The following is a 21,866-nucleotide window of genomic DNA, read 5'->3' as shown; positions in this document are numbered from 1 at the left end:
ATGCGAAGCGATGAGGAGGACGCGGCGCTCATGACCAGCCTGATCGGCACCGACCTGGGAGTAACTCCCAAAGTGAACAAGAACGACGGGGTCCCCAGGCTGTCTGATGAAGACCAGCCACAAAAGGGCAAGGACTTCACCAGCGACCAGGAGGTGCGCTGGTGCCCGGGATGTGGTGACTACGTCATCCTCAACACCATCCGCAACTTCCTGCCCGAACTCGGGCTGCGCCGCGAGAACATCGTCTTCATCAGCGGTATCGGCTGTTCCAGCCGGTTCCCCTACTACCTGGAGACCTACGGATTCCACTCGATCCACGGCCGTGCGCCGGCCATCGCCACCGGCCTGGCCCTGGCCCGCGAGGACCTGTCCGTCTGGGTGGTTACCGGCGACGGTGACGCCTTGTCCATCGGCGGAAACCACCTGATCCACACGCTGCGCCGCAACGTCAACATCACCATCCTGCTGTTCAACAACCGCATCTACGGACTCACCAAAGGCCAGTACTCGCCGACCTCAGAGGTGGGCAAGATCACCAAGTCGACGCCGATGGGTTCGCTGGACCACCCGTTCAACCCGGTCTCGCTGGCGCTCGGGGCCGAGGCGACGTTCGTGGGGCGCGCGCTGGATTCGGATCGCGCCGGACTGACGGAGGTGCTGCGGGCCGCGGCCCAGCATCGCGGTGCCGCACTGGTCGAGATCATGCAGGACTGCCCGATCTTCAACGACGGCTCCTTCGACGCGCTGCGTAAGGAGGGCTCCGAAGAACGGGTGATCAAAGTCCGCCATGGGGAACCGATCGTGTTCGGCGCAAACGGCGAGTACTGCGTGGTGAAGTCGGGCTTCGGTCTCGACGTGGCCAAGACGGCCGATGTGGCCCAAGAGGAGATCGTGGTGCACGACGCCCACGGCGACGATTCCGCATACGCGTTCGCGTTGTCGCGGTTGTCGGACCAGAACCTCGATCACATGGTGATGGGCATCTTCCGCGACATCAGCCGACCCACCTACGATGACGCCGCTCGCTCGCAGGTAGAGTCCGCCCAGAATTCGATCCCATCGGATGAAACCGCGCTGCAGTCACTGCTGCGCGGGCGTGATACCTGGACCGTGGACTGAGGGGCAGCGTAAGTGGCTGAAGACGTTTCACTGGCCGGCGTCGTCGTCGCCGGCGGCGAATCGCGCCGGATGGGCCGAGACAAGGCCACCCTGCCGCTTCCCGACGGGTCGGGCACGATGGTGGAACGGGTGGTTGACGTTGTGTCGCAACGCTGTTCGCCGGTTTACGTGATGGCCGCGCCGGGCCAGCCACTGCCCGCGCTGTCGGTTCCCATCCTGCGCGACGAGGTGCGCGGGCTGGGTCCGTTGCCGGCGACCGGACGGGGGCTGCGGGCCGCAGCGGCGGCCGGCGCACGCTACGCGTTCGTCGCCGCTGTCGACATGCCTTCGCTCACAGCCGATTTGATCGACGAGCTGTTCCGCCTCGCCGTCGAGACCAACGCCGAGGTGGTGATGCCGTGGGACGGCCGCAGTCACTACCTGGCCGCGGTGTACCGCACGGATCTGGCCGACCGCATCGATGCGCTGGTGGCGGCCGGGGCGCGCAAGATGAGCGACCTCATCGACGCCTCGGACTCGCAGCAGATCGTGCTGACCGACTCCGTGGCGCTGACGAACGTCAACGCGGTTGACGATCTGCGGACACCGGTTCGTCCGGGCCGTTAAGACCTTTCCTTCGTGCCGCCGCCTCTCGCGCGGCCGGGCATTGTTTCCAGGAATTTGTGCGATCGGGCACAATTTTCAATTTGTGACGCCGATTTGCAGGGCGGCGAATTGTGTGCCATGTCACGCCGCACTGTTATCCGCTCGCGTTGTTGGTCGTGCGTCAGATAACGAAATTCGGTGGCGCAGCTCACAATATATGCGTGATTAGGCTCACGAAAGCGCAAATGTGGCAACGGATTGCGGGCAGCCTGTAACAGTCGTCTGACCTGCGCGGACCGCGGGGGTGAGTGGGCGTGACCGGTTCGTTATCGGTCCGGTATACCCATTCTGTCGAGGTGACGAATCCAAATCGTTATCGTACGGTCCTCTTAGCCCGAAAATGGGCACAAATTAGTAACCACGAAAATTGAATCCACGGACCCGCGTGTGAGCGGATGTGGGAGACGGCGCTGAATACCGGTGCCGCCCCACGGGCGTCGGCCAGCGGCCGCGCCGGGCAATCAGGCCCTTCGCTGTCGTGCCGAAACGAGACGGCACGCCCTGAAGCATCTCAGCGTCATTGACGCACCAAGCAACACCAACCCGCTGCGGCGGGCTGGCTTCAGCGCGCGCGCAACGAAAGGAACAGTGTTGAAGAACGTCCGCAAGACGCTCATTGTCGCCGCGATTACCGGAACCCTCGTGACCGTGCCGACCACCGGCATCGCTCATGCGGATGTCCAGGGCGTGGACCCCAACGTCGCTCCCGGCTTCGACCCAGGCCAGCCGGCTCCTGACGCGCCGCCGGCCCCGGAATTGGTGGGGTTCGACCCGAACCTGCCGGCGCCTGACGCGCCGCCGGCCCCCGACGCCCCTCCGGCCGACGCGCCGCCGGCACCGGAGCCCGCTGGCTTCGACCCGAACCTGCCGGCGCCTGACGCCCCGCCGGTGAACGAGGTGCCCGCGCCCGCCCCGGTCAAGGCGTACAGCGTGAACTGGGACGCGATCGCGCAGTGCGAGTCCGGTGGCAACTGGGCGATCAGCACCGGCAACGGCTACTCCGGTGGCCTGCAATTCACGGCGGGCACCTGGCGTGCCAACGGCGGCAGCGGCTCGGCGGCCAGCGCCAGCCGTGAGGAGCAGATCCGTGTGGCCGAGAACGTGCTGCATTCGCAGGGCATCGGCGCGTGGCCGGTCTGCGGCCGCCGCGGCTGATCAGCTGAGCAGCACCACACCCGCTAACGCTTCAAGCGAATGCCGGGCCTTCGGGCCCGGCATTCGTCGTCTCATGCCCGGTTGGCATCGCCGACGGTCGGCAGCACGAACGCCGGGCGGCCGGCCACCGACGCCAGGTGCCGGGTGAACGCGGCGTCCGGGATGAGCGCGCTGGTGCGGCTCAGCGCGGCGCTGAGGAATGCGGGACGCAGGTTGATGACCCGGCCGAGCATCGCGGACTCACGCACTACAGCTGAGGTCCGCGACCGGCGGAAGTCGGCGAAGGCGGCGAAGGCCGCCGGCAGGTCCGCGACACGTTCGACGAACGCCCCCAAGATCGCAGCGTCCTCCAAACCCTGGCAGCCACCCTGCCCGAGATGCGGGCGCATCGGGTGCGCCGCGTCCCCGACGACGACCACCGGCCCGCGGGCCCAACGACGGGCCGGCTCGCGGTCGTAGAGGTCGTTGCGCAACAGATCGTCGGGAGTTGTCGCAGCCAGCACGTCGGGAACCGGTTCCGGCCAGCCGGCCAGCTTGGCTCGAAGGTAGGGCAGGTCAGCATCGGTGGCCGACCGCCCCTCTGGGGCGCGTTCGGTGGTGTACCAATACGTCAGGTCAGGCCCGCACGGGATGTGGCCGGTCTCCACCCCGGGACCAAGCGTTGCTCCGGCGAGGTCGGGATCCATCCCACAAGCAGCTATGCCGCGCCACGCGGTGTAACCGGCATAGCGATAGCGCAGTGGACCGTTGAGGTGGCGAGCCACCATCGAACCGATGCCGTCGGCGCCGATCACCGCGTCCGCGCAGCGCACCGCCCCGTCTGACAATTCGATCCGGATTCCGTCGCCGCTGGGCTCCAATTTCGAGGCTGCCAACCCGTATTCGACGCTGATGTCAGCTGCTGCGGCGGTCAGTATGTTGCGCAGTGCCGAACGCCGCAGCACCACCAACGGCTCCCCGAGTGCACTGATCAGGGACTCGGTCGCGGGACGGCGCAGCCAGGAACCGTCCCGCCAGCGCAACGCACCGGTCGCGACGCGGGCGCCCGCGTCGCGCACCTCATCACCAAGCCCCAGTTCGTCCAGGGCCGCCAGCGCGTTGGGCCAGATGCTGATGGCCGCACCGGGCGTGGTGTCGGTGCGCTGCTCGACGATGCTCACGTCGTAACCACGCCGCCGCAACGCCACTGCGCTGGCCAACCCGGCGATGCCCGCTCCGACGACAACAATTCGTTGCGTCATTCCGCGGAAAATAGTCGGGCGGCGGGGTCTGTTCAAGGACCGGCTGCCCGACGAGGCCCGGCGGCGGCCAGGGTAGCGTCGGTCGGGTGACCGAGACGCCACGCGAATTCGACATCATCGTCTACGGGGCAACGGGCTTCGTGGGCAAGCTGACCGCCGAGTATCTCGCCCGGGCCGGGGGAGACGCGCGCATCGCCCTGGCCGGGCGGTCGACGGAGCGCCTGGACGCGGTCCGCAAGACGTTGGGACCCGCCGCTCAGGACTGGCCCCTGATCTCCGCCGACGCCACTTCCGAGTCGTCGCTCAAGGAGATGGCCGCCCGCACCCAGGTCGTCATCACCACTGTGGGTCCTTACACCCGCTACGGCCTGCCCCTGGTGGCCGCGTGCGCTGCGGCCGGCACCGATTACGCCGACCTGACCGGTGAGGCCAACTTCGTGCGCGAGAGCATCGACCTCTACCACAAGCAGGCCGCCGACACCGGCGCCCGGATCGTGCACGCCTGCGGATTCGACTCCGTCCCGTCGGACCTGACGGTCTACGCACTGTTTCGTGCCGCACGCGACGACGGTGCGGGCGAGCTTGGTGAGACGAACTTCGTGGTCCGCTCTTTCCGCGGCGGGTTGTCCGGCGGCACGTTCGCGTCGATGACCGAGATCCTGCGGCTCGCCTCGAGTGACCCCGAGGTGCGCAATCAGCTCAGCGACCCGTACACGCTGACCACCGACCGCGGTGCCGAGCCCGAGCTGGGCCCGCAGCCCGATCTCCCATTGCGTCGCGGCGGACAGCTCGCACCGGAACTGCGCGAGCTGTGGACCGCCGGATTCGTGATGGCGCCGTACAACACCCGGATCGTGCGGCGCAGCAACGCCCTGCTCGACTGGGCCTACGGCCGCAACTTCCGCTACAGCGAGTCGGTCAACCTCGGTTCTTCACCCGTCGCGCCGGTGGCGGCCGCCGTCGTCACCGGATTGAGCAACGCGGTGTTCGGACTGGGCAGCCGCTACTTCCGGCTGCTCCCGCGGAAACTGGTGGAACGGGTGGCTCCGAAGCCGGGTACCGGGCCGAGCGCCAAGGCCCGCGAGCGCGGCTTCTACAAGGTCGAGACGTACACCACCACGACCTCCGGCGCCCGCTACGTGGCGCGCATGGAGCAGCGGGGCGACCCCGGTTACAAGGCCACCTCGGTGATGTTGGGGGAGTGCGGCCTGGCGCTGGCCAAAGACCGTGACAAGCTCTCCGATCTGCACGGGGTGCTGACGCCGGCCGCGGCCATGGGTGACGCGCTGCTGGCCCGGTTCCCACACGCGGGTATCGAGTTGCGAACCGAACGGTTAAATTGACGTGTGAGTTGAAATCCGCCTGATCAAAGGGTGTTGATCCGGATGGGGTGCGTCTAGTGTCGTAGCTGCTCGCCTCCTATCCCAGCGACGAAGGTGGACACGATGGCCGGTCTCGACGATCTTTACGCGCAGATTCCCACCTCGGACATCGCGTCGAAGCTCGGGGCAGAACAGGGCGAAGTCGACAAAGCGGTGCACACCTTGGTGCCGGTGTTGCTCAGTGGGCTGCAACATAATTCGCAGGATCCCGAGCACGCCAGCAAGATCGAGGACGCCGCCAGTGGCCATGCCGCGCGTGGGCTGCTCGACGCCGGCGGCGGCGTCGACCACGTCGACGAACAGGACGGGCACCAGGCGGTCGCGACGCTCTTCGGCGGCAAGGACACCAACGAAGTCGCTACCGCCCTGGCCGGGGGCGGCGCCGGCAACAGTGAACTGCTCAAACAGTTGTTGCCCATCGTGCTGCCGATTGTGTTGGCGTACATCGGAAAACAACTCAATTCCGGCGCCCCGGCCGAGGCCCCCACCCCACAGCAACGCAGCTCAGGCGGCGGACTGGGCGACATCCTGGGCAGCATCCTCGGCGGTGGCAACGACAAGTCACTGGGCGGCATTCTGGGCAGTGTGCTGGGCAACAAGGGCGGTGGCCTCGGCGATATTCTCGGCGGCCTGCTCGGCGGCAAGAAATAACAGGCGGCACAACAAGATTGCGCTGAGCGCAAAGTCTGTTTCGGTCGCGGTGCGATCGGATTTTTCGAGGTCCCGTAAGAGTATGGAGAGGAAAACGCATGTCAGACAGGCTCACCGAAGGGCAGAAGCTGGTAAAGGGAGAGTCGCTGGTCTCCAACAACGGCGCCTACACCCTGACCCTGCAGGACGACGGCAACCTGGTGCTGGCCGTGTGGGGTAAGCCGATCTGGGCGACCGCCACCAACGGTCAGGACGTGGTGCGCGCCGAGGTGCAGACCGACGGAAATTTCGTGCTCTACACCGCCGACAAGCCGGTGTGGCACAGCGACACCAAGGGTAAGAAGCAGGTGCAACTCGTCCTGCAGGACGACCGCAACCTGGTGTTGTACGCGGCCGACGGGCCGGCCTGGTCCACCAAGACCGAAACCGACGCCCCGCCCCCGCCAAATCCCAGCGCGCAAGGGGCCGCAGACGACCTCGACGACAAAGGCAAATCCCAGGGCGAGCCCGCTCCCGTCGAGAACGCCGTCGCCGAGCAGGCCGAGCCGGCCGAACCGGCACCCGAAGCGCCGCCGGCCGAGCCCGAGCCCCCCGCCGCACGCACCTACACGGTCGAGTCCGGCGACACCTTGTGGGCGATCGCGGAGCGGTTCTACGGCGACGGCAGCAAGTACCAGATCATCGCCGACGCCAGCGCAATCCCGAATCCCGATTTGATTTACCCGGGGCAGGTGCTCACCATCCCGTAATCGGCCAATCCGCTCCACCTGCGGTTTCAGGCCCTTACACGGCGGCGGCGGGCGGTTCCTAGAATTGACCGGTGACCGCCAGCCCCCGCCCTGCCGAAGACCAGCTGCCCAAGTCCTGGGATCCGGCCGCGATGGAGGGCGCCATCTACCAGAAGTGGGTAGATGCCGGCTACTTCACCGCGGACCCGCACAGCACCAAGCCCGCGTACTGCATCGTGCTCCCGCCGCCGAACGTGACCGGCAGCCTGCACATGGGCCATGCCCTGGAACACACCATGATGGATGCGCTGACCCGGCGTAAGCGCATGCAGGGCTACGAGGTGTTGTGGCAGCCGGGGATGGACCACGCCGGCATCGCCACCCAGAGCGTGGTGGAGAAGCAGCTGGCGGTCGACGGCAAGACCAAAGAGGACTTCGGCCGCGAGCTGTTCGTCGAGAAGGTGTGGGACTGGAAGCGTGAGTCCGGCGGCGCGATCGGTGGCCAGATGCGCCGACTCGGCGACGGCGTGGACTGGAGCCGGGACCGCTTCACCATGGACGAGGGGCTGTCGCGTGCCGTGCGGACGATCTTCAAGCGCCTCTATGACGACGGCCTGATCTATCAGGCCGAGCGACTGGTCAACTGGTCGCCGGTGCTGGAGACGGCGATCTCCGACCTCGAGGTCAACTACCAGGACGTCGAAGGCGAGCTGGTGTCGTTCCGGTACGGCTCGCTCGACGACTCCCAGCCTCACATCGTGGTCGCCACGACCCGGGTGGAGACCATGTTGGGCGATACCGCCATCGCGGTCCACCCCGACGACGACCGTTACCGCCATCTGGTCGGCACCCGGCTGCCGCACCCGTTCGTCGATCGCGAGATGATCGTCGTCGCCGACGAGCACGTCGACCCCGAATTCGGTACCGGCGCAGTCAAAGTCACACCCGCTCATGATCCCAACGACTTCGAGATCGGGATGCGCCATCAGCTGCCGATGCCCTCGATCATGGACACCAAAGGCCGGATCGCCGGCACCGGGACGGAATTCGACGGGATGGACCGGTTCGAGGCTCGCGTCAAGGTTCGCGAAGCGCTTGCCGCCCAGGGCCGTGTCGTCGAGGAGAAGCGGCCCTACCTGCACAGCGTCGGGCACTCCGAGCGCAGCGGGGAGCCGATCGAACCGCGCCTGTCCCTGCAATGGTGGGTCCGGGTGGAGTCGATGGCCAAGGCTGCCGGTGACGCGGTTCGCAACGGCGACACGGTGATTCACCCGGCCAGCCTGGAACCGCGGTGGTTCGCCTGGGTGGACGACATGCACGACTGGTGCATCTCGCGCCAGCTGTGGTGGGGTCACCGCATCCCGATCTGGTACGGGCCCAACGGCGAGATGGTGTGCGTCGGTCCCGACGACACGCCGCCGGAGGGCTGGGAGCAGGACAGCGACGTACTGGATACCTGGTTCTCCTCGGCGTTGTGGCCGTTCTCCACCCTGGGCTGGCCGTCGAAGACCCCCGCGCTGGAAAAGTTCTATCCGACAAGCGTTCTGGTCACCGGCTACGACATCCTGTTCTTCTGGGTGGCGCGGATGATGATGTTCGGCACCTATGTGGGCGGTGACGACGCCATCACGCTCGACGGTAGCCGCGGCCCGCAGGTGCCGTTCACCGACGTGTTCCTGCACGGACTGATCCGCGACGAGTTCGGCCGCAAGATGAGCAAGTCGAAGGGCAACGTCATCGACCCACTGGACTGGATGGACAAGTTCGGGGCCGACGCCCTGCGGTTCACCCTGGCCCGTGGCGCCAGTCCGGGCGGCGATCTGGCCATCGGCGAGGACGCCGTGCGGGCGTCGCGCAACTTCGGCACCAAACTGTTCAACGCCACCAGGTATGCGCTGATGAACGGCGCTGCTCTGGCCCCGCTACCCCCGTTGCAGCAATTGACCGACGCCGACCGCTGGGTGCTCGGCCGGCTGGAAGAGGTCCGCGCCGAAGTCGATGCGGCCTTCGACAGCTACGAGTTCAGCCGCGCCTGCGAAGCGCTCTACCACTTCGCCTGGGACGAATTCTGCGACTGGTATGTAGAGCTGGCCAAAACACAGCTCGCGCAAGGTCTTTCGCATACCACCGCGGTGCTGGCCGCCGGCCTGGACACGTTGCTGCGGCTGCTGCACCCGGTGATCCCGTTCGTCACCGAAGCGCTGTGGCAGGCGCTCACCGGCCAGGAGTCGCTGGTGATCGCCGACTGGCCCGAGCCGTCCGGCATCGTGTTGGATTCGGTTGCGGCGCAACGGATCACCGATATGCAGAAGCTGGTGACCGAAGTGCGCAGGTTCCGCAGCGATCAGGGCCTGGCCGACCGGCAGAAGGTGCCGGCCCGGTTGGTCGGCGTCGACGACGCCGACCTGAGCAATCAGGTCCATGCCGTGACGTCCCTGGCCTGGCTCACCGCACCGGGCGACGATTTCCGTGCGTCGGCGTCACTGGAGGTCAGGCTGAGCGCCGCCACGGTCGTCGTCGAGCTCGACACCTCGGGCACCATCGACGTCGCCGCCGAGCGCCGGCGTCTGGAAAAGGACCTGGCGGCAGCGCAAAAGGAACTGGCGTCCACCGCGGCCAAACTCGGCAACGCCGACTTCCTGGCCAAAGCGCCCGAAGCCGTCGTCGACAAGATCCGCGCCCGCCAGCAGGTGGCTCAGGAAGAAACCGACCGGATCACCGCCAAATTGGCAGTCCTGTAATGAACCCGGAACCGCAGGACTGGGAGTCGAGCACCCGGTTGGCTCCCACCCCGGACGAGATCGCGGCTCTGCTGCAGGTCGAACATCTGCTGGACCAGCGATGGCCGGAAAGCCGCATCGAGCCCAGCCTGACCCGGATCAGCGCTCTGATGGACCTGCTCGGGTCGCCGCAACTCAGCTACCCGTCGATCCACATCGCCGGCACCAACGGCAAGACGTCGGTCGCGCGGATGGTCGATGCGCTGGTCACCGCGCTTTCGCAGCGCACCGGCCGAACCACCAGCCCGCACCTGCAGTCTGCGGTCGAGCGCATCTCGATCGACGGTTTGCCGATCACACCGGCGCGGTATGTCGAGGTCTACCGGGAGATCGAACCGTTCGTGCAGATGGTCGATCAGCAGTCGCAGGCCGGTGGAGGCCCTGCGATGAGCAAGTTCGAGGTGCTCACCGCGATGGCGTTCGCGGCGTTCGCCGATGCGCCCGTCGACGTCGCGGTGGTCGAGGTGGGCATGGGTGGCAGCTGGGACGCCACTAACGTGCTGAACGCACCGGTGGCCGTCATCACCCCGATCAGCGTTGACCACGTCGACTACCTGGGTTCCGACATCGCCGGGATCGCCAAGGAGAAGTCGGGCATCATCACCCGGGCGCCGCAGGGGGCGCCGGACACCGTCGCGGTGATCGGGCGACAGTCTCCGGAGGTGATGGACGTGTTGCTCGCCCAGACGGTGCGTGTCGACGCCGCGGTCGCCCGGCAGGACTCCGAGTTCGCGGTGCTGGACCGGCAGGTGGCCATCGGCGGACAGCTGCTGCAACTGCAGGGTCTCGGCGGGGTGTATCCGGACATCTATCTGCCGCTGCACGGCGAGCATCAGGCGCACAACGCGGTACTGGCGCTGGCCGCGGTGGAAGCGTTCTTCGGCGCGGGCGCCCAACGGCAATTGGATGTGGAGGCGGTGCGGGCCGGTTTCGCCGCGGTCACCAGTCCCGGACGGCTGGAGCGGATGCGCAGCGCCCCGACGGTGTTCATCGACGCCGCCCACAACCCCGCCGGGGCGGCTGCGCTGGCGCAGACGCTGGCCGACGAGTTCGACTTTCGGACGTTGGTGGGGGTGGTAGCCGTGCTGGCCGATAAGGATGTGGACGGCATCCTCGCGGCGCTGGAACCGGTCTTCGACTCCGTCGTCGTCACCCACAACGGCTCGCCCCGGGCTCTGGATGTCGAGACGCTGGCCCTGGCGGCCGAGCAGCGGTTCGGGCCCGACCGGGTGATCCCTGCCGACAACCTGCGCGACGCCATCGACGCCGCGACGGCTTTGGTCGACGCGGCCGACCAGGAGGATGAAATGTATTCCGGCACAGGGATTGTCATCACCGGCTCGGTCGTCACCGCCGGTGCCGCCCGGACGTTGTTCGGTCGTGATCCGCAATGACCGAACAGGCAGCCCCGCCGCCCGACCCCTGGAAGAGCTTCGCTGGGGTGATGGCCGGCACCCTCATCCTCGAGGTGATCGTGGTGCTGCTGGCGATACCGGTGGTGGGCGTCGTCGGGGGCGGACTCAGCGGCGCATCGCTGGGGTACCTGGTCGGATTCGCCCTGCTGCTCGTCGCGTTGACCGGATTGCAGCGCCGGCCGTGGGCGATCTGGGTGAACCTGGGCGCACAGCTGCTGCTGGTTGCCGGCTTCCTGCTGTACCCGGCCGTCGGATTCATGGGCGTGTTGTTCACCGCGGTGTGGGGGCTGATCGCCTATCTGCGCGCCGAGGTCCGGCGGCGCCAGGAGCGCTGGGCGCCGCCGCCGTCCTGACGGTGCGCGCCGAACCGTTGGCCAGGGCGGGTTCACCGCGCTCGCGGTAGCGCTCAGCGCAGCGTCGAGGCCTTCACCGCAGGCTCGTTGCTGGTGCCGGCTTGGGTATCGATTCCCCGCCCTCTACTCTGTGCACCGTGACCGAACGGACCCTCGTATTGATCAAGCCCGACGGCGTCGAGCGCCAGTTGATTGGCGAGATACTCAGCCGCATCGAACGCAAGGGCCTCACCATCGCGGCGCTGGAGCTCCGGACCGTCGGGGAGGACCTGGCCCGCCGCCATTACGCCGAGCACGACGGCAAGCCCTTCTTCGGATCGCTGCTGGAGTTCATCACCTCGGGACCGGTGGTGGCGGCCGTGGTGGTCGGAACCCGCGCGATTGCCGCCTTCCGGCAACTCGCCGGCGGCACCGACCCGGTGGAAAAGGCCACCCCCGGAACCATCCGCGGCGATTTCGGCCTGGAAACCCAGTTCAACCTGGTGCACGGGTCCGACTCCGCCGAATCGGCCCAGCGCGAGATCGAGCTCTGGTTTCCCGGCATCTGATCGGGCCTGCTCGAAGGGGAGCGTGATCCCCTGAAGTGATGTGGGATACTGACTCCGGGTGAACGTCGTCGATCTGGCGTCGGACGCCCGAATGAAGACTTGGGCAAGCGCGACCATCGCCAGTCCGCGGTGCGGCGCAGCATGTCGGGCCGTCATTCAGTACGGCACCGAGTGGGCTCGTCATGAGCTGCTCGGGGCGAGACCATCACAAGTCCGGGAGAAGTGGCCCGGACCCATAGCGAAGCCCTCGAGTGGCCGCGTCGATAGGACGACGCGCCCGGGGGCTTGAGGAGAATACGTGGTAGACGATGCCCCAACTTCAGACTCAGCAAACGAGCCGACCGAGCGGGAGGACCTGCCCGACCGCTTGAGGGTGCATTCGCTCGCGCGGACGCTGGGAACCACCAGCAGGCGGGTGCTGGATGCCCTGGCCGCCCTCGACGGGCGGATCCGCAGTGCCCACTCCAGCGTCGATCACGTCGACGCGGTTCGGGTACGCGATCTGCTGGCGGCCCAGCCGGACGCGCCGGAGACCGACGCCGACTCCACGGCCGTCGCCGAAGCCGGGCCGCCGGCCGAACCCGAATCCCGGCTGATGCTGGAAACGGTCGAGATCCGGGAGCTTCGCGAGACCCAGGAGCTGGTCGAGCGCCCGCACTACATGCCGCTGTTCGTCGCGCCGCAGCCGCTGCCCGAGCGCGTCGAGACCGACGACGAAGCCGGCGATGAGAGTGCGGCCGAGGATTCCGACTACGGCGATGACTCCGACACACAAGCCGGCGCGGACGATGACGATGACCAGTCGGACCGTCCCGCCAACAAGCGCCGTCGCCGCGGGCGCCGGGGCCGCGGTCGCGGTCGCGGTGAACAGAACGGCGCCGAGGGCGACAACCAGCCAGGCGACACGGTCGATCAAGGCGATGAGTCGGCCGAAGGCCAGGATTCCGACGACGAGGCCGATGACACCGACAACGGCGACGAGGACAACGGTTCGGGCGAAGGCGCGACCCGCCGTCGTCGCCGGCGCCGGCGCCGCAAGACCGGCTCGGGCGACGACAACGACGACAGTCCGTCGCCCGACGACCCGCCCAACACCGTCGTGCACGAGCGCGCGCCGCGCACCGGCGGCAAGTCCGGGGCTGAGGACTCCGGTTCCGGCGAGATCAAGGGGATTGACGGCTCGACCAGGCTGGAGGCCAAGCGGCAGCGCCGTCGCGACGGTCGTGACGCCGGCCGGCGCCGCCCACCGGTGCTGACCGAGGCCGAATTCCTGGCGCGGCGCGAAGCCGTGGAGCGGGTCATGGTGGTCCGCGACCGGGTGCGCACCGAACCGCCGCATCCGGGCGCGCGCTACACCCAGATCGCCGTTCTGGAGGACGGCATCGTGGTCGAGCACTTCGTGACGTCGGCGGCTTCTGCGTCCTTGGTCGGCAACATCTACCTCGGGATCGTGCAGAACGTGCTGCCCTCGATGGAAGCCGCGTTTGTCGACATCGGTCGCGGCCGCAACGGCGTTCTCTATGCCGGCGAAGTCAACTGGGACGCCGCCGGTCTGGGTGGGGCCGACCGCAAGATCGAGCAGGCCCTCAAACCCGGCGACTATGTCGTCGTCCAGGTCAGCAAGGATCCGGTCGGGCATAAGGGTGCCCGGCTCACCACGCAGGTGTCGCTGGCCGGGCGCTACCTGGTATACGTGCCCGGCGCAAGCTCGACCGGCATCAGCCGCAAGCTGCCCGACACCGAACGCCAACGCCTCAAGGAGATCCTGCGCGAGGTGGTGCCGTCCGACGCGGGCGTGATCATCCGCACCGCGTCCGAAGGCGTGAAAGAGGAAGACATCCGCGGCGACGTCACCCGGCTGCAGGAACGCTGGAACCAGATCGACGCCAAGGCCGCCGAGACCAAGAAGAAGGCCGCGGGCGCCGCGGTGGCGTTGTACGAGGAGCCCGACGTTCTGGTCAAGGTCATCCGCGACCTGTTCAACGAGGACTTCTCCCAGCTGATCGTCTCCGGCGACGAAGCCTGGACCACGATCAACGAGTACGTGAATTCCGTTGCACCCGATCTGGTTTCGAAGCTTACGAAGTACGAACCGGCCGGCGGCGAAGGTCAGCCGGGCCCGGATGTGTTCGCCGTGCACCGCATCGACGAGCAACTGGCCAAGGCGATGGACCGCAAGGTGTGGCTGCCGTCGGGTGGGACGCTGGTGATCGACCGGACCGAAGCCATGACGGTGGTCGACGTCAACACCGGCAAGTTCACCGGGTCCGGCGGCAACCTGGAACAGACGGTCACCAAGAACAACCTCGAGGCGGCCGAGGAGATCGTGCGGCAACTGCGGTTGCGCGACATCGGCGGCATCGTGGTCATCGACTTCATTGACATGGTGCTCGAGTCCAACCGCGACCTGGTGCTGCGCCGGCTGACCGAGGCGCTGGCCCGCGACCGCACCCGCCACCAGGTTTCCGAGGTGACCTCGCTGGGACTCGTGCAGCTGACCCGCAAGCGACTGGGCACCGGCCTGATCGAGGCGTTCTCGACATCGTGCCCGCATTGCGCCGGCCGCGGAATCGTGATGCATGCCGATCCGGTCGACTCAGCGCCGGCGACGGGACGCAAGACCGAGTCCGGCGGCCGCCGCAGCAGGCGATCGAAGAAGCCGCGATCCGAACAGCCGGCCGACAACGGTGTCGTGGCCAAGGTTCCGGTGCACGCGCCGGGTGAGCACCCGATGTTCAAGGCGATGGCCGCCTCGTCGCGCGACGAGGACGAGACCGGCGAGACCGACCTCGAGTCCGATGAGGAATTGACCGCCGAGACCGACGAGCAGGCCGAATTGCTGGCGGTGCCGGGGGGTGACGAGTTTGAGGATGTCGACGCCGAGGACGAAGACGACACCGAGGACGAGGACGACACCGAGGACGAGGACGTCGACGAGGACGAGGACGAGGACGTCGACGAGGACGAGGACGTCGACGAAGCATCCGACGATCTCGACGATGACGAAGATCTCGACGACGACGAAGACGACGACGAAGACGTGGACGACGACGAAGACGTGGACGAACTTGACGACGAGGAAGACCTCACCGACGAGGACGACGACGAGGACACCGAAGACGAGGACGACGACGGCGACGACAGAGACGACAGCGATGCCGAGGCCGCTATCGAGGTCCCATCCGTGGTGATTGCGGAGGTTTCGGCCGTTCCGTCGCGGCGCCGGCGCGCGGCCGGCCGTCCGGCCGGTCCGCCCATTCACGCCGAGTGAGCACCTCTAGGAGAAGGGCAAGCCCGGTTTGACCCTGTAGGTGCTGGTCACGTACCCTTGGACAGTTGTCGTCAGGGTCTAGGCGAATGGATGTGACCGACGACAGCGGGCCGGCACCGAGCCCGCACCCCAGACCACCACCCGCGCCGGGCTCACCCGCGCGCGAGTGTGACGCAGACAGACGAGAAGAGGCAGGAGCAACGATGGCGACGTACGCAATCGTCAAGACCGGCGGTAAGCAGTACAAGGTTGCCGTCGGCGACGTGGTGAAGGTCGAGAAGCTGGAGTCGGAGCCGGGCGCGAACGTGTCGCTGCCGGTCGCTCTGGTCGTCGACGGCGCCAACGTCACCACCGATGCTCAGGCGCTGGCCAAGGTCGCGGTCACCGGCGAGGTGCTCGAGCACACCAAGGGCCCGAAGATCCGTATCCACAAGTTCAAGAACAAGACCGGCTACCACAAGCGGCAGGGACACCGTCAGCAGCTGACGGTCGTCAAGGTCACCGGCATCAAGTAGCGGAGGCGCAGACATGGCACACAAGAAGGGCGCGTCCAGCTCGCGCAACGGTCGCGATTCCGCCGCGCAGCGGCTCGGCGTCAAGCGCTTCGGCGGTCAGGTCGTCAAGGCCGGCGAGATCCTGGTCCGTCAGCGCGGCACCAAGTTCCACCCGGGCGTCGACGTCGGTCGCGGCGGCGACGACACGCTGTTCGCCAAGGCGGCCGGCGCGGTCCAGTTCGGCGTCAAGGGCGGCCGCAAGACCGTCAACATCGTTCCAGCCGGACAGAGCGCCGACTGAGTGCTGCGGACGTGCCTCACGGCATGTCCGCGGCCAATTAAGGGGAAGCCCGATGCCTCGATTCGTCGATCGGGTGGTCATTCATACACGAGCGGGTTCCGGCGGCAACGGTTGCGCATCGGTCCACCGCGAGAAATTCAAACCGCTGGGCGGCCCGGATGGCGGGAATGGCGGCCGCGGCGGCAGCATTGTCTTCGTCGTCGACCCCCAGGTCCACACGCTGCTCGACTTCCATTTCCGCCCGCACGTCACCGCGCCGTCCGGCAAGCAGGGGATGGGCAACAACCGGGACGGCGCCGCCGGTGCTGACCTGGAAGTCAAGGTTCCCGACGGCACCGTGGTCCTCGATGAGAACGGCCGGCTGCTGGCCGACCTGATCGGCGCCGGCACCCGCTTCGAAGCCGCCGCCGGTGGCCGCGGCGGTCTGGGCAACGCAGCGCTGGCATCCCGCGCCCGTAAGGCCCCTGGCTTCGCGCTGCTCGGGGAACCGGGACAGGAACGCGACCTCACCCTCGAGCTCAAGACCGTCGCCGACGTCGGTTTGGTCGGGTTTCCCTCGGCCGGGAAGTCGTCGCTGGTGTCGGTGATTTCGGCGGCCAAGCCCAAGATCGCCGACTACCCGTTCACCACGCTGGTTCCCAACCTGGGCGTGGTGTCGGCCGGCGAGCATTCCTTCACCGTCGCCGACGTGCCGGGGCTGATTCCGGGCGCCTCCGAAGGCCGCGGCCTGGGCCTGGACTTCCTGCGCCACATCGAGCGCTGCGCGGTGCTGGTGCACGTGGTGGACTGTGCCACCGCCGAACCCGGACGCGACCCGATCTCCGACATCGACGCACTCGAGGCCGAACTCGCGGCCTACACGCCCACGCTGCAGGGTGATGCCGTACTGGGCGACCTGGCCGAGCGGCCACGCGCGGTGGTACTCAACAAGATTGACGTGCCCGAGGCCCGCGAGCTCGCGGAGTTCGTCCACGAGGAGATCGCCCAGCGCGGCTGGCCGGTGTTCCTGGTGTCGACGGTCACCCGGGAAGGCTTGCAGCCGTTGATCTTCGGACTATGGCAGATGGTGTCGGAATACAACGCCGCCCGGCCCGCCGTGATACCGCGGCGACCGGTCATCCGCCCGGTGCCGGTGGACGACAGCGGTTTCGACGTGCAGCCCGATGGTGAGGGCGGCTTCGTGGTTACCGGCGCACGGCCCGAGCGTTGGGTCGGCCAAACCAATTTCGACAACGACGAGGCGGTCGGCTACCTCGCCGACCGGCTGGCCCGACTCGGTGTGGAGGACGAACTGCTGCGCCTGGGCGCCCGTCCCGGCTGCGCGGTCACCATCGGTGAGATGACGTTTGACTGGGAGCCGCAAACCCCTGCCGGTGGCCCGGTTCCGTTGACCGGCCGCGGTACCGACGTGCGCCTGGAACGCTCCGACCGGATTGGCGCGGCCGAGCGCAAGGCCGCTCGGCGGCAGCGCCGCGAACGTGATGACAACCGATGACCAGTCCCTACCGGGAAAGAATCCGGACCGCGCGCAGCATCGTCGTCAAAGTCGGAACCACCGCGCTCACCACCGAGTCGGGCATGTTCGACGCCGGCCGGCTGGCCGAACTCGCCGACGCCATCGAGACCCGGATGCAGGCGGGGTCCGACGTCGTCATCGTCTCCTCGGGTGCCATCGCCGCGGGGCTGGAGCCGCTCGGATTGCCGCGTAAGCCAAAGGATCTGGCCACCAAGCAGGCCGCGGCCAGCGTCGGGCAGGTTGCCCTGGTGAACTCGTGGAGCGCGGCATTTGCCCGGTATGGCCGCACCGTGGGTCAGGTGTTGCTGACCGCCCACGACATCGCAATGAGGGTCCAGCACAACAACGCCCAACGCACGCTGGACCGGCTGCGTGCACTGCGCGCGGTGGCGATCGTGAACGAGAACGACACGGTGGCCACCAACGAGATCCGCTTCGGCGACAACGACCGCTTGTCGGCACTGGTGGCCCATCTCGTCGGCGCGGACGCGCTGGTGCTGCTGTCCGACATCGACGGTCTCTATGACTCAGATCCGCGAAAGTTCAAGGGCGCCAGATTCATCGCGGAGGTGACCGGGCCAGGGGATCTGGACGGCGTGGTCGCCGGCCAGAGCAGCCATCTGGGCACCGGCGGCATGGCCTCGAAGATGTCCTCGGCGCTGCTGGCCGCCGATGCCGGGGTGCCGGTGTTGCTGGCACCGGCCGCCGATGCCGCGACCGCGCTGACCGACGCGTCGGTGGGCACCGTGTTCGCCCCGCGGGCCGAGCGGATGTCGGCGCGCCGGTTCTGGGTGCGCTACGCCGCCGAGGCCACCGGCACGCTGTCGCTGGACGCGGGGGCGGTACGCGCCGTTATCGGGCAGCGCCGCTCGCTGCTTCCGGCGGGGATCGTCGCGGTGTCGGGCAAGTTCTTCGGCGGCGACGTCGTCGAACTGTGCGGCCCGGACGCCAGTGTGGTGGCGCGCGGCGTCGTCGCGTACGACGCTGCTGAGTTGACGACGATCATGGGTCGCTCCACGTCGGACCTGCCGGGGGAGATGCGCCGGCCTGCGGTACACGCCGACGACCTGGTGGCCGTCTAGGCTTCCGGCGCCGACGTGAGATACAACGCGGCCCAGATAATTTCGACCAACGTGTCGGTGAGTTCGGCGTCGTCGTCCAGCGGCTGCGCCGGCAGGGCCAGCTGGCAGGTCCGTTCGACCATCATGGTCAACGCGCTGGCTGTGGTGGCGGCCGGGAGGCTCGGCCGAATCGATCCGTCGGCCTGGCCGCGGTCGATGACACGGTGCACCCGCTGCGAGATCGCACTCAGCAGGTCGCGGTAAGTCTGGGCCGTCGCGGCGTCATAACCGGCCATTTCGCTGAGCGCGACCAACACCGGCTGGTGGCGGCGGTAACTGGCGACGATGCCGGCGATCGCCGCCCTGAGGTCATCGGGATCGCGTTGGTCGGCCACCGACCACCACCGCTCCCCGGCGGCGGCGAGGTCGTCGAATACCGCGGCCGCCAGGCGTCGGAGCAGGTGGCCCTTGTCTTCGAAGTAGATGTAGAAGCTGGCCCGGGAGATCCCGGCCTCACCGGCCAGCCGATCGACGCTGAGCTCGGTGAAGCTGGCGCCTTCACTCATCAGCCGTTCGGTGGCGTCGAGCAGTCTGCTCTCCAGCTGTTCGCGCCGCTGCTGGCGCGCCTGGCGCGCTTGCGGTTTGCGGGTGACCGACGGCATTCGCCCAGCATAGCCGCGCTGGGGACATATTGACTAGACAGTATGTCTAGTCATAGAGTCGGGCCCATGACAGCGACATATGCGAGCGGCCGCACCTACGACGCCATCGACCTGTCGTCACCGCAGTTCTGGTCGACCACCGCCGAGGATCGGGAACGCTCCTTCGCGGTGCTGCGCGCGGAGCGTCCGGTGAGCTGGCATTCTCCGGTCAAGGACACCCTGATGGATGACCCCGACGACCCCGGTTATTGGGCGGTCACCCGACGCGCCGACATCGTCGCGGTCAGTCGCAACAACGACGTCTTCCGGTCCGGCAAGGGCGTGATGTTCGCCAGCATCCCCGAGGAACTGCTCGAAGCGTCCCAGTCCTTCTTGGCGATGGACCCGCCGCGGCACACCAAGCTGCGCAAACTTGTCAGCGCCGCGTTCACACCCCGACAGGTCCGCCGTATCGAGCAATCCATCCAGGCCAACGCGAAGACCATCGTCGAGGAATTGCGTGCGGCCGGCAGCGGCGTCGACTTCGTCGAATACTGTGCCAAGGAACTGCCGATCCGGACGCTCTCGGACATGGTCGGCATCCCGGAGTCCGAACGGCAGCAGGTGGCACACGCGGCCGACGCCCTGGTGTCCTGGGCCGATCCGGAGTACCTCGACGGCCGCGAACCGCTGCAGGTGGTGTTCGAGAACCAGGTGTACCTGCACCAGGTCGCCGGCCAGTTGGCCGCCCAGCGCCGGGAGAATCCGGGCGAGGATCTGTTCAGCGCGCTGGTGAACGCCGAGGTCGACGGCGACCGGCTTTCCGATGCGGACGTCGCGGCGTTTTTCGTGCTGCTGGCCGTGGCCGGCAACGACACCACCCGCCAGACCACCAGCCACGCCTTGAAGGCGCTCACCGACTTCCCTGGCGAAAGAGCTTGGCTGCAAGCAGGTTACGAGGACCGCATCGGAACGGCGGTCGAAGAGTTCATCCGATGGGCCACCCCGGTGATGACCTTCCGCCGAACAGCGGCAACGGATTTCGAGCTCGGCGGGCAGCAGATTCGGGCGGGGGACAAGGTCGTCATGTTCTACGCGTCCGGAAACCGGGACACCGAGGCCTTCGACGAGCCTGGCCGTTTCGACCTGAGCCGCAGCCCGAATCCGCACCTGGGCTTCGGTGGCGGAGGCGTACACTTCTGCCTCGGCGCCCACGTCGCCCGGGCCCAGTTGCGCGCCATCTTCGGCGAACTGCTCAGCCAGCTGCCGGAGATCGCGGCGGGTGAACCGGTCTACGTCCCGGGCAATTTCATCCACGCGATCCGCAGCATGCCCTGCACTTTCTGACAGCTCGGGCCGAGAGGACTACAGTCGCGCTCGCTCGTGGCGCACTGTGCGCCTCCTGTCGTTTTTAGAGATCGTGGAGAATTCGCCGAGGATCCGCACAGGCGCCTCCGAAAAGCTCTTCGCATCAGCGGAGTTAGCCGAAATCGGAGAGAATCATGTGGGCTCTGACAACATCTCACGGCATGCGTGTCGACAACATCGAGCGGGAGCAGGACGCCCGGCAGGCCGTCTACATGCTGGGTCACCCGCGGCTGATCGGGCCGTCCTCCTGGCAGGTGGTGGACAACCGGGGACGCCAGTTCATCGCCGAGGTCAGAAGGGCGCGCTGAGGGCTAGTTCTGCGGCCAGCAGCGTCAGCATCTCCGAACAGCCGCCGTCGACCGTGACGGTGGCCAGGTCGTCGCCGCGGGTGCGGCCGCGGTTGACGATCGCGACGGGAATGTTGTGGGCGACGGCGTGGCGCACGAACCGGTAACCGGAGAACACCGTCAGCGAGGAGCCGGCCACCAGCAGCGCCTGCGCCTGATCGACGAGTGAATAAGCCCGATCGACAATGTCTTTGGGGACGCTCTCGCCGAAGTAGACGATGTCCGGCTTGAGCATGCCGCCGCAGCGCGGGCAGTCGAGGTAGCGGAACGAGGAGGTGTCGGCGACGACCGCGTCGGCATCCGGAGCCACCGCCAGGCCGCCGACGGCTTCGGAACGCTCGATGAATCCGGGATTGAGCGCCTCGAGTTGTTCGGCCAACGCGGCGCGAGTCATACGGTAGCCGCAGTCGAGGCAGGCCACCTGCGCGTAGGTGCCGTGCAGATTGACGACGTTGCTGCTGCCGGCCTTGGTGTGCAGCAGGTCGACATTCTGGGTGATCACCCCGGTCACCACGCCCGCCCGCTCGAGCGTCGCCAGTGCCCGGTGTCCGGCATTGGGCTGCGTGTTGTCCATGTGCCGCCAGCCGAGATGGTTGCGCGCCCAGTATCGCCGCCGAAACTCCGGGTCGGAGGTGAACTGCCGGATCGTCATCGGATTGCTGGGCGGGGAGTCAGGTCCGCGGTAATCGGGTATGCCCGAATCCGTGGACAGGCCCGCGCCCGTGAGCACCGCAATTCGGCGCCCGGACAGCAAGGCGATGAGCTCGGGGGACTCCACTCCACCGAGACTAGGCACTAGTCGGCACCCCGTCACCCGGCCTCGGGGTGGGCAATGCGACAGTAACGCGAG

20 protein-coding genes are annotated in these 21,866 nt (G+C 67.5%); 17 read left to right on the top strand and 3 right to left on the bottom strand.

Going from position 1 to position 21,866, the window contains the following annotated elements; all coding sequences use genetic code 11:
• The 3 genes from AWC08_RS26530 to AWC08_RS26520 all read left to right on the top strand — a co-directional run bounded on the left by AWC08_RS26530 (position 1) and on the right by AWC08_RS26520 (position 2,919).
• Entirely contained in the window at positions 1 to 1,119 is a 1,119-nt protein-coding gene (locus tag AWC08_RS26530) for a 2-oxoacid:ferredoxin oxidoreductase subunit beta (RefSeq protein WP_174900791.1), read from the top strand.
• Positions 1,120 to 1,131: 12 nt separating this feature from the next.
• Positions 1,132 to 1,725, top strand: coding sequence for a molybdenum cofactor guanylyltransferase (gene mobA / locus AWC08_RS26525; RefSeq protein WP_065137441.1), 594 nt, complete (start codon positions 1,132 to 1,134; stop codon positions 1,723 to 1,725).
• Positions 1,726 to 2,355: 630 nt separating this feature from the next.
• Positions 2,356 to 2,919 carry a transglycosylase family protein gene (locus tag AWC08_RS26520; RefSeq protein ID WP_065137453.1) on the top strand — a complete coding sequence of 188 codons (564 nt, stop codon included), beginning with the start codon at positions 2,356 to 2,358 and terminating at the stop codon, positions 2,917 to 2,919.
• 71 nt (positions 2,920 to 2,990) lie between these two features.
• Here AWC08_RS26520 and AWC08_RS26515 read toward each other — a convergent pair whose 3' ends face one another.
• Positions 2,991 to 4,160: an FAD-dependent oxidoreductase gene (locus tag AWC08_RS26515; RefSeq protein WP_069433584.1), complete on the bottom strand. Its 1,170-nt coding sequence runs from the start codon at positions 4,158 to 4,160 to the stop codon at positions 2,991 to 2,993.
• An 86-nt stretch (positions 4,161 to 4,246) separates the two neighbouring features.
• Here AWC08_RS26515 and AWC08_RS26510 point away from each other — a divergent pair, with 86 nt between their 5' ends.
• The 12 genes from AWC08_RS26510 to proB all read left to right on the top strand — a co-directional run bounded on the left by AWC08_RS26510 (position 4,247) and on the right by proB (position 18,681).
• Complete coding sequence (locus tag AWC08_RS26510) at positions 4,247 to 5,503, top strand: saccharopine dehydrogenase family protein (RefSeq protein ID WP_069433585.1); 1,257 nt, start codon at positions 4,247 to 4,249, stop codon at positions 5,501 to 5,503.
• Positions 5,504 to 5,605: 102 nt separating this feature from the next.
• Complete coding sequence (locus AWC08_RS26505; RefSeq protein WP_065137452.1) at positions 5,606 to 6,193, top strand: DUF937 domain-containing protein; 588 nt, start codon at positions 5,606 to 5,608, stop codon at positions 6,191 to 6,193.
• A 98-nt stretch (positions 6,194 to 6,291) separates the two neighbouring features.
• Entirely contained in the window at positions 6,292 to 6,942 is a 651-nt protein-coding gene (locus tag AWC08_RS26500) for a LysM peptidoglycan-binding domain-containing protein (RefSeq protein ID WP_069433586.1), read from the top strand.
• Positions 6,943 to 7,013: 71 nt separating this feature from the next.
• Complete coding sequence (locus AWC08_RS26495) at positions 7,014 to 9,662, top strand: valine--tRNA ligase (RefSeq protein ID WP_085088447.1); 2,649 nt, start codon at positions 7,014 to 7,016, stop codon at positions 9,660 to 9,662.
• Positions 9,662 to 11,095: a bifunctional tetrahydrofolate synthase/dihydrofolate synthase gene (gene folC, locus AWC08_RS26490; RefSeq protein ID WP_085088444.1), complete on the top strand. Its 1,434-nt coding sequence runs from the start codon at positions 9,662 to 9,664 to the stop codon at positions 11,093 to 11,095. Before AWC08_RS26495 ends, folC begins: the two co-directional genes overlap by 1 nt.
• Positions 11,092 to 11,469: a DUF4233 domain-containing protein gene (locus AWC08_RS26485; protein ID WP_069435514.1), complete on the top strand. Its 378-nt coding sequence runs from the start codon at positions 11,092 to 11,094 to the stop codon at positions 11,467 to 11,469. Before folC ends, AWC08_RS26485 begins: the two co-directional genes overlap by 4 nt.
• Before the next feature lie 137 nt (positions 11,470 to 11,606).
• Positions 11,607 to 12,017 carry a nucleoside-diphosphate kinase gene (gene ndk, locus AWC08_RS26480; RefSeq protein WP_055577884.1) on the top strand — a complete coding sequence of 137 codons (411 nt, stop codon included), beginning with the start codon at positions 11,607 to 11,609 and terminating at the stop codon, positions 12,015 to 12,017.
• A gap of 298 nt (positions 12,018 to 12,315) precedes the next feature.
• Complete coding sequence (gene rne / locus AWC08_RS26475; protein WP_069435515.1) at positions 12,316 to 15,288, top strand: ribonuclease E; 2,973 nt, start codon at positions 12,316 to 12,318, stop codon at positions 15,286 to 15,288.
• Between the two features lie 203 nt (positions 15,289 to 15,491).
• Positions 15,492 to 15,803: a 50S ribosomal protein L21 gene (gene rplU / locus AWC08_RS26470; RefSeq protein ID WP_069435516.1), complete on the top strand. Its 312-nt coding sequence runs from the start codon at positions 15,492 to 15,494 to the stop codon at positions 15,801 to 15,803.
• Between the two features lie 13 nt (positions 15,804 to 15,816).
• Positions 15,817 to 16,083 (top strand): 50S ribosomal protein L27, encoded by a 267-nt coding sequence (gene rpmA / locus AWC08_RS26465; RefSeq protein ID WP_065137432.1) that lies wholly within the window; start codon positions 15,817 to 15,819, stop codon positions 16,081 to 16,083.
• A 52-nt stretch (positions 16,084 to 16,135) separates the two neighbouring features.
• Positions 16,136 to 17,578, top strand: a complete 1,443-nt coding sequence (gene obgE, locus AWC08_RS26460; protein WP_085088441.1) for a GTPase ObgE — start codon at positions 16,136 to 16,138, stop codon at positions 17,576 to 17,578.
• Positions 17,575 to 18,681 carry a glutamate 5-kinase gene (gene proB / locus AWC08_RS26455; protein WP_065133818.1) on the top strand — a complete coding sequence of 369 codons (1,107 nt, stop codon included), beginning with the start codon at positions 17,575 to 17,577 and terminating at the stop codon, positions 18,679 to 18,681. The genes obgE and proB overlap by 4 nt, the downstream gene beginning before the upstream one ends.
• Here proB and AWC08_RS26450 read toward each other — a convergent pair.
• Positions 18,678 to 19,322, bottom strand: coding sequence for a TetR/AcrR family transcriptional regulator (locus AWC08_RS26450; RefSeq protein WP_065133817.1), 645 nt, complete (start codon positions 19,320 to 19,322; stop codon positions 18,678 to 18,680). The two genes, proB and AWC08_RS26450, sit on opposite strands and share 4 nt — an antisense overlap.
• Positions 19,323 to 19,388: 66 nt before the next feature.
• Here AWC08_RS26450 and AWC08_RS26445 point away from each other — a divergent pair, with 66 nt between their 5' ends.
• Entirely contained in the window at positions 19,389 to 20,648 is a 1,260-nt protein-coding gene (locus tag AWC08_RS26445) for a cytochrome P450 (RefSeq protein ID WP_069435460.1), read from the top strand.
• 182 nt (positions 20,649 to 20,830) lie between these two features.
• Positions 20,831 to 20,977: a hypothetical protein gene (locus AWC08_RS36800; RefSeq protein ID WP_156781225.1), complete on the top strand. Its 147-nt coding sequence runs from the start codon at positions 20,831 to 20,833 to the stop codon at positions 20,975 to 20,977.
• Here the strand turns inward: AWC08_RS36800 and AWC08_RS26440 are convergent.
• Positions 20,961 to 21,794 (bottom strand): NAD-dependent protein deacetylase, encoded by an 834-nt coding sequence (locus tag AWC08_RS26440; RefSeq protein WP_065133815.1) that lies wholly within the window; start codon positions 21,792 to 21,794, stop codon positions 20,961 to 20,963. The genes AWC08_RS36800 and AWC08_RS26440 overlap by 17 nt on opposite strands.
• Between the last annotated feature and the right edge of the window lie 72 nt (positions 21,795 to 21,866).

This window comes from Mycobacterium gordonae (assembly GCF_002101675.1).
Lineage (GTDB): Bacteria > Actinomycetota > Actinomycetes > Mycobacteriales > Mycobacteriaceae > Mycobacterium > Mycobacterium gordonae.
The sequence above is the reverse complement of the archived record's forward strand: the minus strand, read 5'-3'. Positions and strand labels throughout refer to the sequence as shown.